Here is a 13,918-nt window from a genome sequence, read left to right as displayed (position 1 = left end):
CCAGAACGGCGTTCGCGGGCATCACCACCGTACGGGGGGCGCTGGCGGGAGGTAGCGGGATGTTGCTGAGGGCTCTGCGGGCACGGCGGATCGCGGCGGCGGCCGCGTACGGCGGCGGGGGGATCACGGCCGTCGGCGGCCTGACGGTCGGGCTGCTGGTGGTCGAGGCGCGGATGGCGAAGAAGCTCATCCAGGCGACGCCGAGCGCGCCGCCGCCCGTCGCGGACGGCCTGTACGGCTCCGGGCCCGGCGAGCCGCTGTCGTTCGTCATGCTCGGCGACTCCACGGCGGCGGGGCTCGGCGTCCACGAGCCCGACGAGACCCCGGCGGCGCTGCTGGCGGCGGGGTTGTCGGCCATCGCGGGGCGGCCCGTCCGGCTGACGAACGTCGCGCTGTCGGGTTCCCGGTCGGCGGCGCTGCCCGGCCAGGTCGAGCAGGCGCTCGCGGCGCGGCCCGACGTCGCCGTCATCATGATCGGCGCGAACGACGTGACGGCGCGGGTGTCGCCCGCCGAGTCCGTCGGGTACCTCGCGGCGGCCGTGGAGAAGCTGCGCGAGGCGGGCTGCCAGGTCGTCGTCGGAACGTGCCCGGACCTCGGCTCGGTGAAGCCGCTGTGGCAGCCGCTGCGCTGGGTCGCGCGCAACGCCAGCCGGCGGCTCGCCGCCGCGCAGACGATCGTGGTGGTCGAGCGCGGCGGGCGGTCGGTGTCGCTGGGCGACCTGCTCGGCCGCGAGTTCGCGGCGGACCCGCTGGAGATGTTCAGCGCGGACCGGTACCACCCGTCCGCGCGCGGCTACGCGGCCGCCGCGGCGGCGGTGCTGCCGTCGATGGCGGCGGCGCTGGACCTGGAGCCCGAGCCGGAGGCGCTGCCCGACCCGCGGCGCGGCATGGGCGTCCTGCCGGTGTACCTCGCGGCGGCGGAGGCGGCGGACGAGCCGGGCACCGAGGTCGCCGGAACGCACGTCGCCGGGCGCGACCGGGGGCCGCGCGGCCGGTGGGCGACGCTGCTGCGGCGCGGGCAGGTGCCGCGCGACGAGGTGGAGGCCGCGCCGACGGCGTGATCCGCTCACTCCACTGTTGGACTGAGTGTCAACGATGTGGTCCACCCGATATGTACGCGCCGGTCCGGGGAACGCTAGATTCAAGGTGACCGGCAAGTAACACAGGTCGCCGCCCAAGGCCAACGACTAGGGAGTACCCGACATGCCCGAGGCAGTCATCGTCGCAACCGCGCGCTCGCCGATCGGCCGCGCGTTCAAGGGGTCGCTCAAGGACATGCGCGGTGACCTGCTGACCGCGCAGATGGTCAGCGCCGCGATGGAGAAGGTCCCGCAGCTCAACGCGAGCCACATCGACGACCTGCTGCTCGGCTGCGGCCTCCCCGGCGGGGAGCAGGGTTACAACATGGGCCGCGTGGTGTCCGTGCTGCTCGGCTGGGACAGCGTGCCCGGCGCGACCATCACGCGCTACTGCTCGTCCTCGCTCCAGACCACCCGCATGGCGCTGCACGCCATCAAGGCCGGCGAGGCCGACGTCATCGTCTCCGCGGGCGTCGAGACCGTCAGCCGCTTCGTCAAGGGCAGCAGCGACGGCCTCCCCGACACCGAGAACCCGCTGTTCGACGACGCCAAGGCGCGCACCGCCAAGACCGCCGAGGGCGGCGCGGGCGTGTGGCACGACCCGCGCGAGGACGACCAGATCCCGGACGTCTACATCGCGATGGGGCAGACCGCCGAGAACGTCGCGGGCCTCAAGGGCGTCAGCCGCCAGGCGCAGGACGAGTTCGGCGTCCGCTCCCAGAACCTCGCCGAGAAGGCCCTCGCCAACGGCTTCTGGCAGCAGGACATCACCCCGGTGACGCTGCCCGACGGCTCCGTCGTGAGCGCCGACGACGGCCCCCGGCCCGGCACCACCTACGAGAAGGTGTCGCAGCTCCAGCCGGTGTTCCGCCCGGACGGCACCATCACGGCCGGCAACTGCTGCCCGCTGAACGACGGCGCCGCCGCCGTCATCGTCATGAGCGACACCAAGGCCGCCGAGCTGGGCATCACGCCCCTCGCGCGCGTCGTGTCCACGGGCGTGACGGGCCTGTCCCCGGAGATCATGGGCCTCGGCCCGGTGGAGGCGTCCCGCAAGGCCCTCGCCAAGGCCGGCCTGACCATCGACGACATCGACCTCGTCGAGATCAACGAGGCGTTCGCCGCGCAGGTGCTCCCGTCCGCCGACGAGCTGGGCATCGACATCGACAAGCTGAACGTCAACGGCGGCGCCATCGCCATCGGTCACCCCTTCGGCCAGACCGGCGCCCGCATCACCTCCACGCTGATCAACAGCCTCAAGTTCCACGACAAGCAGTTCGGTCTGGAGACCATGTGCGTCGGCGGCGGCCAGGGCATGGCGATGGTGCTGGAGCGCCTGAGCTGACCCCTTCTGCTCGCCCCTGAGAACGGCCCCCGACGCACCAACGGGGGCCGTTCTCCTTCCCGGGCAGCGACCTCGGAAGCGCCCGCGCCGACGCCGACGGGCGCCGGGCATCTGGCTGCTGAGCCCGTGGGTACCGGGCCCGTGGACGGCAAGCACGTGGACGGCGGGCCCGTGAACGCCGGGCGTGTGGACGCCGGGCGTGTGGACGCCGGGCGTGTGGACGCCGGGCGCGTGGGTGCCGAGCTGCCGGTGCCGGGCCTCTCGGCGCCGGGCCTTTCAGGCAGACTGCGGACGGCGAGAGTAACGCCAGAGTCGCGACGGCCGAGCCGGTGGCGAGGACGCCAAGGAACCCGACGCCGGTGGGCGTTGGGCCATGTGTGGCGTCGATGCTGTCAGCACGGGACGCAGTCGGGAACGCGGGTCGCGGGTAGGGGTCAGCGGGGGCGGGCCAGGCCGCGTACGGCGAGGGGGATCATCAGGGTCGCGACGGCCAGGCCGGTGATGACGGCGGCGAGGACGCCGGGGCCTGCGGTGCCCGTGAGGGACAGGTCGCGTGCGGCGTCGATGCCGTAGGTGACGGGGTTGGCGCGGGCGATCCAGCGCAGCCACTCGGGCAGCCCCGCCACGGGGACGAACGCGTCCGAGGCGAACATCAGCGGGAACATCACCAGCCCGGCGGCGGCGTGCAGCGGCTCGGCGCGGTCGATCCAGCAGGCCAGCGCGATGAACACCCAGCCCAGGCTCCACCCGACCGCCAGACACAGCGCGACGGCCGCCGCCAGCCCGACCGCGCCCCCGGTCGGCCGGTGCCCGAACACGCACCGGGCCAGCGTGAGCAGGATGACGAGCCGCAACGTACCGCGCACCAACCCGTCCAGGCTGCGCGCGACGAGCACCGCGACGGGCTGGACGGGCATCGTCCGCAACCGCGTGAGCAACCCGCCGCGCAGGTCGTCCACCAGTCCGGTCCCGGCCTGAACCCCGCTCTGCAACGCGGTCGTGAGCAGCAGCGCGGGCAGGAGGAAGTCGAGATAGCGCACCCCCGCCGGAAACCCCGGCGCATGCGCGAGCCCGGACAGCACCTGCCCGAACGCCGTCAACATCACCAGCGGCTCGATCAGGCTGACGACCAGCAACCGCCGATCCGCGACGAACGCCCGCACCGACCGAGCCGTGAGCACCCGGACCTGCGCCCCCGCCCCGATCCCGCACCATCCACCCGACTCCCCGAACGACAATCCACGGGCATCGGCTCGAGATCGCCCGGCGGCGTTGGCCGGGGGGCTCCCAGGGTCGTCGGCGGTGGAGGGAGCTGCGGGGGCGGTCATCGGGCCTCCGTCCGCGCGGTCAGTGCCAGGTAGACCTCGTCGAGGCCGGGTTCGGCGACGGTGAGGCGGTCGGGTTCCACGGCGGCGGCGTCCAAGGCGCGAACGACGGCGGTGAGGTCGCTGTCGCGGGTCAGGGCGGTCGTGAGGGTTCGGCCGTCGCGGACCGGTCGGAGGTCTGCTCGGCGGAGTGCGGTCTCCGCCGCGTCGGCGTCGGGGTCGGTGCTGAGCTGGACGGTGGCGGTGCGGCGTCCGACGCGTGCTTTCAGGTCCGCGGGCGAGCCGGACGCGATGATCCGGCCGCCCGCGAGGACGACGATCGCGTCGGCGAGGCGGTCGGCCTCCTCCAGGTGCTGGGTGGTGAGGACGACCGTTGTGCCGGTGCCGGTGAGCTGGCGCACCATGTCCCAGAGGTCGAGGCGGCTGACCGGGTCCAGTCCGGTGCCGGGCTCGTCGAGGAACAGCACCTCGGGCCGCCGCACCAGGGTGGCGGCGAGGTCGAGGCGGCGGCGCATCCCGCCGGAGTAGGTGCGGGCGGGCCGGTCCGCGGCGGCGGCGAGGCCGAACAGGTCCAGCAGGTGGTCGGCGCGGGCGCGGGCCTGGCGGCGTCCGGCCCCGAGCAGCCGCGCGACGAGCAGCAGGTTGTCGCGCCCCGACATGGTGAGGTCGAGCGTGGCCTGCTGCCCGGTGACGCCGATGCTCCGCCGCACCCGCGCGGCCTGCCGGACGACGTCGTGCCCCGCGACCCGCGCCGTCCCGGACGTGGGCCGCAGCAGCGTCGCCAGGACGTGGACGAGCGTGCTCTTCCCCGCCCCGTTGTGCCCGAGCAGTCCGAGCACGCTTCCGGCGGGCACGGCCAGATCGACCCCGTCCAACGCCGCGACCGCCCCGAACCGCCGCCCGAGCCCGACCGCCTCGATGGCGTTCATCCGGTTCCCTCCCCGACGACGTCCTGTGCGGCGTGCTCGACGGCGCGCTCGACGACCGGTGCGGGCCGGGCTGCCGGGAGTTCGGCCGCCGGGCCCGATGCGGCGCGTCGGGTGTGGCCGGCGCCGGAGATGGGGTCGGTGCCGGAGGTATGGGCAGTGCCGGAGGTGGGGTCACTACTGGAGGTGGGGTTGGTGCCGGAGGTGGGGTTGGTGCCGGAGGTGGGGTTCGTGCCGGAGGTGGGGTTCGTGCCGGACGTGGGGTTCGTGCCGGACGTGGGGTTCGTGCCGGACGTGGGGTTCGTGCCGGACGTGTGACCGGTGGGCTCTGTGCCGGACGTCGGCTTGGGGTCCGGGCAGGTGCCGTGGCCGGGGGTGGCTACGGTGCCGGAGATTGCGGCGGTGTCAGGGGTGTTGTCGGTGCCAGGGGTGACGTTGGCGTCGATGTCGAGGATGGGGTTGGCGCCGGAGATGAAGTCGGTGCCGGGGGTCGCGTCGGCGCCGCGGGCCGCGTCGGTACCCAGAGTCGCGTCGGCGCCGAGGGCCGCGTTAGCGCCGAGGACGGCGTCGGTCCCAAGGGCCGCGTCAGCGCCAAGGGTCTCATCAGCGCCGAGGGTCGCGTCGGTGCCGTAGGTTGCGTCGGTACCAGGGATCGGGTCAGTCCCGGGGGTCGCGTCGGTCCCGGGGGCGGCGTTGGCGTCGGGGGTCGCCTCAGCGCCGCGCGCCGCGTTGGCGCCGGGGCTCGCATCAGCTCTGCGAGTGGCGTCGGCGCTGGGGGCCGCGTCGGTTCCAGGGGCGGCGTTGGCGTCGGGCGTCGCGTCAGCGCCGCGCGCCGCGTTGGCGCCGGGGCTCGCATCAGCTCTGCGAGTGGCGTCGGCGCTGGGGGCCGCGTCGGTCCCGGGGGCCGCGTCAGCGCCGGGGGTCGCATTGACGCCGGAAGTCGCGTCAGCTCTGCGGGTGGCGCCGGTGTTAGGGGTCGTGTCGGTCCCAGGGGGCGCGTTGGCGCCGGAGGTCGCGTCGGTGTTGATCTCGGGGGCGGGGGTAGTTGTGTCGGTGGGGGTTTGCTGAGCGGTGCGGAGGTCGGCGGTGTGGATGCGGTGGAGGATCGCCGTTACCGTTCGGTCGTAGGCGCTGAGCAGGGTTGATGCCGCGATGAGGCCGGTGGTCAGAGCTGCGGCGTGGCCCAGGGGGTCGAGGGGGGAGCGTGGTTCGGCCAGGGCCGCGCCCGCCAGGGCGAGTGCGAGCAGGGCGATGTTCCGGACGAGCAGCGGGTAGCTCATGATCGAGCTGCGGCGGCCGAAGCAGCCGCATTCGGCGAAGACGCGGCCGCGTACCGCGCGGAAGACCACGCCGACGAACAGCGCGAGCAGCGCCGACGCCACCCAGAAGCCGACCCGCGCGGTGACCGGGACGGCGACCAGGACCGCCGTGCTGGCCTCCAGAATCGCGAACGCCGCCGCCAGCGCCGTCGTCGCGGGGCCGTCGCGCATCAGCAGCCGTCGCACCGTCATGACGAACCGGCCGAAGTCCTCCCGGCCGCGCAGCTTGGCGAACGCGGCGGCGGCGAACACCCCGGCCGTCAAACACTGCGCGACCAGCGCCGCGTACTCCCTCACCGGCCCCACCTCCCCCGGACACGACTCCGCACGTTGCGCCTCCCGCCCGCGCGACTCCCATCCGCGCGACTCCCATCCGCGCGACTCCCATCCGCGCGACTCTTGTCCGCGCGAATCCCTTCCGCGCCACTGCCGCCCGCACGGCTCCTGTCCGCACGGCTCCTGTCCGTGCGGCTTCCCTCCACGTGACTCCCGCCCACGCGAGTCCCGCCCGCGCGGCTTCCCTCCACGTGACTCCCGCCCGCGCGACTTCCATCCGCGCGACTTCCATCCGCGTGACTCCCGCCCGCGCGACTCTTGTCCGCGCGACTCTTGTCCGCGCGACTCCCACCCGCACGTCTCTTGTCCGCGCGACTCTTGTCCGCGCGGCTTCCCTCCACGTGATTTCCCTCCGCGCGGCGACCGTCGGCGCGGTTCTCCGCTGCGCGGCTCTCCTGGGCGGAGGTCGTCTCGGCGCGGCTCTCCTCGGTGGAGTCGCCGACGCCCCGCTTTCCGCGAGCGTGCGTGCCCCGGATGCGGCTGCGGACGGCGCGGCTGCCGCCGGAAGGACGTTCCCGGGGATGTCGGCGGCGGGTGGCGGCGCGGACCGTCATCGTCAGGTGGAACAGCCGCGTGTCGTCCGGTTCGCCGATCGGCGCGCCCTCGGCCTCGACCCACGCGTGGGCGCGGAACGGGTCGGTGCGGACCCCGGTACACCAGTCGGGCCACGTCCCGCCGAACCGGCACAGCAGCGCCACCGCGATCGAGCGGCGCAGGCAGCCCTGTCCGGCGCAGCGCACGCTGACCGCGACGACCGCGCGCCGCGCGGCCAGCGTGCGGGCCGCGCTCGCCGGGCGCGCGCCGCACCGGGCGACGCCGAGCACCCAGCGCAGCCGGCGCGGCGGAAGGCGCTCCACCAGTGCGGCCAGCGCGACCGCCGGGCGGGCGGCCGCGCGGTGCAGCAGCGGCACGGGGCCCGTCTCCTCCAACGTCACCGGCATCGTCACGGGACCACCACCTTGGCCGCGAGCAGCGAGCGGACGAGCGCGTCCACGTCGCGGTCGATCCGGTCGGCGAACTCGGGGAACCGCCGCGCGAGGTCGGCGGCGGCCTCCTGCGGCCCGCGCCCCGCCAGCAGCAGCCGCAGGACGGCGCGGCCGGTGGGGTTGAGGGTGAAGTAGCGGCCGGTCCGCTCGTCGAGCAGGACCAGTCCCGCGCCGGTCTCGGTGGCGGTCACGTCGGGCGACAGTCTCATCGGACCCCTCCCAGGGGTGCGGTGGAGCGGGCGGCGGGCAGCGAGCGCAGCCACGCCTCGCAGGCGAAGGTGCCGAGCAGCGGCAGCAGCCGCAGCGAGAAGGGCGGCGGGGCGAGCAGCAGTTCGCGCAGCGCGGCGGCGTCGACGAGCCCGCGGTCGGCCAGCGCCATCCCGTCGCACAGGTCGAGCAGTTCGGCGCGGTGCCGCCGCAGGCCCGCGTAGACGTCCGCGCTGAACTCGGCCTTGGAGCGGCGGCCGAGGCTGGCGGCCGGGACGACGCCGCGCATCGCCTCGACCAGCGCGGGCTTGTACCGGTCGGCGCGGACGGTGTCGGCGTAGTCGATCGCGAGCGCGGCCTCGACGACCCGGTCGTCCAGGAACGGGGCCTCGGTGGCGACGCCGTGCCGCGCGGTGAGCCGGTCGACGCGGCGGACCAGCGCCCCGCCCTCCCGGACGCACTGCAGCGTCAGATGCCGTCCGCGCAGCGGCGACAGCGGCGCCGCGCCCGACGCGGCCGCGGTGAGCGCGTCGCGGACGGCGGCGACCGCGTCGGGCGTCGCCCACTCGGGCATCCGGTGCGCCGCGCCCCAGCCGCCGAGCGGCGCGTCGTTGACACCCCGGATCGGCGCGGTCAGCTCGCGGCCGACGTCGCGGCCGAGCCAGTCGGCGAACGAGGTGCGGTCGAGCAGCGCGCGAACGGTGGGCCGCAGCGGCCACCGGTACACCGACCGGTGCGCGCGGACCTGCCGGACGGCCCGCAGCGGCGCGCGGCGCAGCAGGTCCCACAGGTAGCCGGTCGCGGGATAGAACAGCTCGTCGCCGCCATACCCGGTCAGGTGCCGGTCGGTCCCGGCGGCGGCGGTCCGCCGGGCGTGCTCGACGAGCATCGCGCGGACGCGCAGCGCGGGGAACGGGCCCTCGACGTCGGGGTCGGGCGCGAGCAGCCCGGCGAAGTTGCCCGGATAGGTGCCCGCCCGGTGGACCTCGTGCTGCGCGTTGGGCAGTGCGGCGGCCGCGAGCGCGGCCCACCGCCCGTCGTCGCTGCCCGGGTCGGCGGACTCCTGGAGCACGGTCCGCAGCCGCGCGACGTGCGGGGCCGCCAGGAAGCACACGCTGGTGGAGTCCATTCCGCCCGACAGGTCGGCGCTGAGCGCGCCCCGGCCGTGCGCGCGGACCGCGACGGCCTCCGCGAGCGCGCGCCAGACCCGTTCCGCGCCCGCCGCGAGCGGGACGTCCGGCTCGGGCGGGGGGCGCCGCGGTTCGGTCCGCGCGCGCCCGTCCGGTTCGAGCAGCAGCCGGTGCCCCGCCGGGACGGTCTCCACGCCGTTCCACAGGCTGCGTTCCGCGAGCGGCCAGACCGGGCTCGGGGCCAGCAGCCGGATCGGCAGCAGGTCCTCCCGGATGTCGGCGCCGGTCAGCGCGGCGAGCGCGTCGGGCCGGTCGGCCGCGACGGTCGCCGGTCCGACGCGGGCGTGGAAGACCTCCCGGACCGTGGACAGGCTGCCCTGGACGGCGGTGACGCCGTCCAGGGCGGCGACCGCGTGGAAGCTGCCGGGCAGGTCCGCCGACAGCGCGTCCAGCCCGGCCGTCCCGCCGAGCCCGGCGGCGAACCGCGCCAGCCACGGCCGGGTCGCCGCCGAGCGGCCGAGGACCGCGATCCGCCGCCGGCCGGCGGCGGCCCAGGCGGCCTCGTCGTCGGCCCAGCGGCCGACGATCCACGGCCGCCCCGACGCGTGCGGGATCGTCCGCGACCCCTCGCGGCCGAGCAGCGACGACACCGCGGCCTCGCCCGCCGCGCTGTCGGGGACGACGAAGAATCGCATGGCCTCTCCTCACGCCGCGGTCGGCGGAACGGTCGGTGGAGAGGCCGGGGAACGATGCGGGAGGTCACGTTCCCCGGCCCGGTCCGGTCAGACGCAGTGCAGCCACAGGCACTGGTTGGCGTTGTCCCAGCCCCAGGTGCCCTTGCCCAGCGTGACCTCGCGGAGGTCGCCGATCTCGACGAGCGCGGGCGGTTCGTACGCCTGCATGTCCCTCACCTCTTTCTCGGGTGATCGAATGGGTGGTTCCGGCCACCGGACGCTTTGCCTGCGCCGTTCGGTGGCCTGCCGATAACGTTAAGCGGCCGTTCCCCGCGTCGCATGACCCCCGTTCAAGGAACACCGATTCCCGACAAATCCAGGAATGGCGGTTAATCGGTCGACGCCGCGGACCGATATCCCACGATCTCGTCCGGCCGGATCAGCCCGTCCTCGAAGGCCCGCGCCAGCATGTCCGCCTTCGTCGGTGCCGGCCGCCCCGCCCGCGCGTACTTCACTCGCGCCCGTTTCACGTACATCTCGACCGTGTGGACCGAAACGCCCATCCGCCGCGCGACCGACGCCTTCGACATCGACTGGAACCACAGCAGCAGCGCCGTCCGCTCCCGCTCCGACAGCGGCGCCGCGTCCGGCCGCCGGTCGCTGGCCAGCACCCCGGCGGCGGTCGGCGTCACGTACGGCCGGTCGGCGGCGACGGTGCGGACCGCCGCCAGCAGGTGCGCGCTCCCCTCGTTCTTGGCGACGAACTCGCACGCGCCCGCGTCCAGCGCCGCCAGCACCATCTCCCGCTCGGTGAACTGGGAGAACGTGATGACGCGCTGCCCGGCGGCGGCCAGCCGCGCCAGCTCGTCCAGCACGAGCCGGCCGTGCAGGTTCAGGTCGAGGATCAGCACGTCCAGGCCGCACGGCACGTCCTCGACCGTGTCCGCGACGTGCCCGACCTCGATCCCCGGATCGCGCGCCAGCCACGTCCGCACGCCCTCGATGACGACCGGGTGGTCGTCGATGACGCCTACGGCGATCCGGGCGGATTCCACCGCGTCTCCACCCACAGGCGGCCCTCCTCTCGGTCGAGCACGACGGACAGCGGGCCGTCCGCGCGCACCGGTACCTCCACGTCCGCGTCGGCGACGACGCTGACCACGACCTCGTCCGGCCCGGCGACGACGGCGAGCCGCGCCCAGCTCGCCGCGCCCGCCAGGACGAGCAGCGGCGCCTCGGCCAGCGCCCGCCGGACCGGCGTCGGCAGCGGCGGCACGTCCCCGTAGCTGAGCAGCGTGACGGCCACCGCGCGCCGCTCGGCGACGTCCGCGCACGCCCGCAGCTCGTGCAGCAGCGGGTGCGGGGTGTCGTCGGTCTCGGCGAACAGGCGGCGCAGCCGGGCCGCCTCGATCGCGGTGCGCCGCCGGACGGCGTCGTCGTCCGGCCGCAGCCGCGCCTCCGCCAGCCCGCGCAGCAGCGGCTCGACGCGCGCCTGGAGGTACTCGTAGCGGCGGCGGCGCTCGGCGTGGACGGCCTCCTCCGCCGCGCTGCGCGCGAGGCCCGCCGACCAGCGGCCCGCCGACTCGGTGGCCTGCCGGGCGGCCTCGTGCAGGCGGCGGCCGAGCCAGGCGAAGATGAGCTGGATGCCCGCCGTGGTGTACGCGACGGTGATCAGCCGCGTCGCGCCGACCTGGCCGAGCGTCCCGTCCGCCGCCATGTGCGCGGCCGTGCAGCCGACGTCGACCGCCATGAAGACGCCCAGTTCGCCGAGGGGGCGCCGCACCAGCAGCAGCACGCCCGTCCATCCGACGGTGTTGGCCGCCCAGCTCACGTCGCTGATCGCCGCGCCCGGCGGGTACGCCGCGCCCGCCAGCTCCCCGGCGGCCAGCGCGACCGCCGCGAGCGCGCGGGCCCGCGCTGCGTCCAGCTCGGAGCGCAGCAGCAGCACCGCGCCCGCGGTCTGGACGGCGGCGAGCAGAACCCACGCGGCGAACACCGCCGCGACCGGGTCGTAGCCGCCGACGCTCCGCGCGATGATCACGACGTCGTAGCCGAGGTGCCAGACGGCGACGACCCCGATGACCGTCCAGCGGAACGCCCGCGCGTACCGGACCGCGACGGGCCGCTCCGCCGCCCGCGTCATGCGGGGCGCGGCGCGGGCCACCGCAGCACGACGCGCGTACCGCCGCCCGGTCGGGTCACGACCTCCGCGCGCCCGCCGACCGAGCGCATCCGGCCGCAGACCGACTCGCGCAGCCCCCTCCGCTGCGCGGGCACGGCCGCCGGGTCGAACCCGCGCCCGTCGTCGGCGACGGTGACGACGACGCCCGCCGCCTGCTCGACGCGGATCTCGGCCGAGTCCGTCCCCGCGTGCCGGGCGACGTTCGTCAGCGCCTCCTCGACGCTGCGCGCGAGCGCGCCGACGACCTCGCGCGGCAGTTCGCACGGCGGCGTGTCGAACGCGACGCGCAGCGGCGGCAGGCCGGGCCGCGGCGCGCCCGCCGCCGCCCGCAGCGCCAGGTCGAGCCGCGCGGTCGGCGCGGGCTCGCCCGCGTCCGCGCGCAGCGCCTCGATGACGCCGAGGTCGGCGGCAGCGCGCAGCGACAGGATCGGCGAGAACCCGTTGATGCCGCCCGCGCCGACCATCGTCAGGGTCGCCAGGACGGTGTCGTGGAGCCGCCGCTGCTGGTCGCGCTCGTCCGCGCGGGCCGCCGCCCGCGCCGACACCCGGGCGGCCGCGGCGGCGCGGTCGGCCAGTTCGCGGTCGGCGGCGCGCGCCTCGCGGCGCAGCAGCCCGACGAGCGTCGCGGCGAGCCCGCCCTGCAGCACCAGGACGGCCGGCGCCTCGCGCAACCCCGGCGTCCCCGCCGCGTACACGGCGGCGGTGAGGACGGCCGCCGCCATCCCGAACGGCTGCCGCAGCGAGAACTGGGCGACGAAGACGCCGCTGCTGGCGACGACGTCCACCCAGCCCGTGCCCGCGCTGGCGCGCAGCACCTGATCAGGGACGAGCGCCCGGTGCAGCACGCACAGCGCGAGGACGACCGCGACGTCCCCGGACGCCAGCCACACCGACGGCCCCGCCGCGAGCATCGCGACCACGAACACCGCGCCCCACGCCACCAGGACGACGACGCAGGCCGTCACCCAGTCGGGCCGGGCGGCCGAGCTGCGCCCGGCGAACGCGACGACGGCGCTCATGACGCAGCTCGACGCGCGGAGGACGACCATGAACTGCACGGACTTGCGGCGCACGCCGAGCTGCGCCGGTCCCGCCGCCGCCCATCCGGGCAGAACGCTCAAGACTTCCCCCACGGATACACTTCGGAGCGATTCAGTCGCACACCGTATCCATCCCAGGGCGTGGCCTGCCCGGAAGATCCGACGACGGATAGCGGAACGTAACAGCACCGACAGTGCGACCGCCCGCCGCCTTCCGGCGGCGGGCGGTCGTGGGGGGACGCTCAGTCGCGTCCGCTGAAGTACGACAGCAGCCGCAGGATCTCCAGGTAGATCCACACGAGGCTGAGCGTGAGGCCGAACGCGCAGTACCAGGCGAAGTTCTCGGGCACGCCCTGCCGGACGCCCTGCTCGACGGCGTCGAAGTCGAGCAGCAGGAAGAAGCAGCCGACGAGGATCGCGGCGACGCTGAACACGTACGCGAGCGGGCTGGACGCGTCGCGGATGCCGATCCCCTCGGGCGAGCCGAACGCCGAGACGAGCAGGTTGACGAGCATCAGCCCGACGAGCCCGAGCCCCGCCGCGACGACGAACCGCACGAACTTCGGCGTCACCCGCACGATGCGCAGCGCGTACACGGCGAGTGTCGCGCCGAACGCGAGCGCGGTCCCGACGACGGCCTGGAACACGACGCCGTTGTAGACGTCGTTGTACGCGTGGCTGATGATCCCGACCGCGACGCCGTACACCGCCGCGAAAGCGAGCACGAGCGGCGCGTTCGCCTTCCGCCCGAACGTGATGAACGCCCAGATCCCGATCTCCGCGATCACCGCGATCGTCAGCACGGGCCGCGCGGACGCGGTCGGCACGAACGCCCACGCGAGCGCCGCCGCGACGACCAGCGTCCCGAGCGTGAAGAACGAGCGGACGACGACGTCGTCGATCGTCATGGCCCGCGCGACCCGCGCTGACGACCTCGGCAGAACCCCGCCGCCGTACCCGTAACCTCCCGCCCGCTGCCGAAAAGTCTGTCCCCGGAACGCGGGGTTGCTGCTCTGCACGATTCCTCCACCTGGACTGCCACTGGGGGTCTACAACGCAAGACGCCACACGAATGCCGTTAGTTCCCCGCTCCCAGGAGACCTATGACACCGAAAAAGAACCCGACGGGACAAAGCCACACCCAACAGCAAAAACACCGGCACCCCTCAAAGAAGCACAACCCGAACCCTAAAGAACGAGGTCGCGAGAAGGCCCCGAAGCGAAGCAAGCGAAGCCACCCCCGCGAACGGCGAGCAACCGAAGGGGGTGACCACCCCAAGGGGCGGGCACGACAGGGGACTACACCCGAACAACAACGGAAACCACGGGGGGTTGCCCGCGCGCGCACGGCCGCGAGCCGCCAGGCGAG

Annotated in this window: 13 protein-coding genes; 2 read left to right on the top strand and 11 right to left on the bottom strand. The window is 74.9% G+C overall.

The genetic code is table 11. The features are described from left to right. The first annotated feature begins 59 nt into the window (after nucleotides 1–59). Entirely contained in the window at nucleotides 60–1,061 is a 1,002-nt protein-coding gene (locus G339_RS32600) for an SGNH/GDSL hydrolase family protein (protein WP_019629989.1), read from the top strand. Between the two features lie 142 nt (nucleotides 1,062–1,203). Next, entirely contained in the window at nucleotides 1,204–2,424 is a 1,221-nt protein-coding gene (locus G339_RS0105035; protein ID WP_019629988.1) for an acetyl-CoA C-acetyltransferase, read from the top strand. Between the two features lie 434 nt (nucleotides 2,425–2,858). Here G339_RS0105035 and G339_RS0105030 read toward each other — a convergent pair whose 3' ends face one another. From G339_RS0105030 to G339_RS0104980, 11 genes are all read right to left on the bottom strand, one after another. Continuing rightward, complete coding sequence (locus tag G339_RS0105030) at nucleotides 2,859–3,605, bottom strand: ABC transporter permease (RefSeq protein WP_019629987.1); 747 nt, start codon at nucleotides 3,603–3,605, stop codon at nucleotides 2,859–2,861. Nucleotides 3,606–3,748: 143 nt separating this feature from the next. Continuing rightward, nucleotides 3,749–4,678, bottom strand: a complete 930-nt coding sequence (locus tag G339_RS0105025; RefSeq protein WP_019629986.1) for a daunorubicin resistance protein DrrA family ABC transporter ATP-binding protein — start codon at nucleotides 4,676–4,678, stop codon at nucleotides 3,749–3,751. Continuing rightward, entirely contained in the window at nucleotides 4,675–6,291 is a 1,617-nt protein-coding gene (locus tag G339_RS0105020; protein ID WP_026341144.1) for a MauE/DoxX family redox-associated membrane protein, read from the bottom strand. Before G339_RS0105020 ends, G339_RS0105025 begins: the two co-directional genes overlap by 4 nt. After that, nucleotides 6,288–7,271: a lasso peptide biosynthesis B2 protein gene (locus G339_RS39730; protein ID WP_205625499.1), complete on the bottom strand. Its 984-nt coding sequence runs from the start codon at nucleotides 7,269–7,271 to the stop codon at nucleotides 6,288–6,290. Before G339_RS39730 ends, G339_RS0105020 begins: the two co-directional genes overlap by 4 nt. A gap of 2 nt (nucleotides 7,272–7,273) precedes the next feature. Beyond that, on the bottom strand, nucleotides 7,274–7,525 hold the full coding sequence (locus tag G339_RS0105010; RefSeq protein ID WP_019629984.1) for a lasso peptide biosynthesis PqqD family chaperone: 252 nt from the start codon (nucleotides 7,523–7,525) through the stop codon (nucleotides 7,274–7,276). Then, nucleotides 7,522–9,348, bottom strand: a complete 1,827-nt coding sequence (locus tag G339_RS32590) for an asparagine synthase-related protein (protein WP_019629983.1) — start codon at nucleotides 9,346–9,348, stop codon at nucleotides 7,522–7,524. Before G339_RS32590 ends, G339_RS0105010 begins: the two co-directional genes overlap by 4 nt. Before the next feature lie 87 nt (nucleotides 9,349–9,435). Then, nucleotides 9,436–9,555 carry a lasso RiPP family leader peptide-containing protein gene (locus tag G339_RS38540; RefSeq protein ID WP_019629982.1) on the bottom strand — a complete coding sequence of 40 codons (120 nt, stop codon included), beginning with the start codon at nucleotides 9,553–9,555 and terminating at the stop codon, nucleotides 9,436–9,438. A gap of 161 nt (nucleotides 9,556–9,716) precedes the next feature. Further along, nucleotides 9,717–10,382, bottom strand: coding sequence for a response regulator (locus G339_RS40820; protein ID WP_019629981.1), 666 nt, complete (start codon nucleotides 10,380–10,382; stop codon nucleotides 9,717–9,719). Further along, entirely contained in the window at nucleotides 10,358–11,470 is a 1,113-nt protein-coding gene (locus G339_RS36415; RefSeq protein ID WP_157407352.1) for a hypothetical protein, read from the bottom strand. The genes G339_RS40820 and G339_RS36415 overlap by 25 nt, the downstream gene beginning before the upstream one ends. Next, a complete protein-coding gene (locus G339_RS32580; protein ID WP_019629979.1) occupies nucleotides 11,467–12,630 on the bottom strand; it encodes a sensor histidine kinase in 1,164 nt (387 codons plus the stop codon). The genes G339_RS36415 and G339_RS32580 overlap by 4 nt, the downstream gene beginning before the upstream one ends. A gap of 161 nt (nucleotides 12,631–12,791) precedes the next feature. Next, nucleotides 12,792–13,568, bottom strand: coding sequence for a Bax inhibitor-1/YccA family protein (locus G339_RS0104980; RefSeq protein WP_026341142.1), 777 nt, complete (start codon nucleotides 13,566–13,568; stop codon nucleotides 12,792–12,794). Between the last annotated feature and the right edge of the window lie 350 nt (nucleotides 13,569–13,918).

This window comes from Actinomadura atramentaria DSM 43919 (assembly GCF_000381885.1).
GTDB classification, from domain to species: Bacteria; Actinomycetota; Actinomycetes; order Streptosporangiales; family Streptosporangiaceae; genus Spirillospora; species Spirillospora atramentaria.
Note: the sequence above shows the minus strand (reverse complement) of the source record. Positions and strands in the feature narration are given on the sequence as shown.

Coding starts and splice junctions, on each gene's coding strand:
- G339_RS32600 (WP_019629989.1), top strand. CDS start 60: ATGTTGCTGAGGGCTCTGCGGGCACGGCGGATCGCGGCGGCGGCCGCG.
- G339_RS0105035 (WP_019629988.1), top strand. CDS start 1,204: ATGCCCGAGGCAGTCATCGTCGCAACCGCGCGCTCGCCGATCGGCCGC.
- G339_RS0105025 (WP_019629986.1), bottom strand. CDS start 4,678: ATGAACGCCATCGAGGCGGTCGGGCTCGGGCGGCGGTTCGGGGCGGTC.
- G339_RS39730 (WP_205625499.1), bottom strand. CDS start 7,271: ATGCCGGTGACGTTGGAGGAGACGGGCCCCGTGCCGCTGCTGCACCGC.
- G339_RS0105010 (WP_019629984.1), bottom strand. CDS start 7,525: ATGAGACTGTCGCCCGACGTGACCGCCACCGAGACCGGCGCGGGACTG.
- G339_RS32590 (WP_019629983.1), bottom strand. CDS start 9,348: ATGCGATTCTTCGTCGTCCCCGACAGCGCGGCGGGCGAGGCCGCGGTG.
- G339_RS38540 (WP_019629982.1), bottom strand. CDS start 9,555: ATGCAGGCGTACGAACCGCCCGCGCTCGTCGAGATCGGCGACCTCCGC.
- G339_RS36415 (WP_157407352.1), bottom strand. CDS start 11,470: ATGACGCGGGCGGCGGAGCGGCCCGTCGCGGTCCGGTACGCGCGGGCG.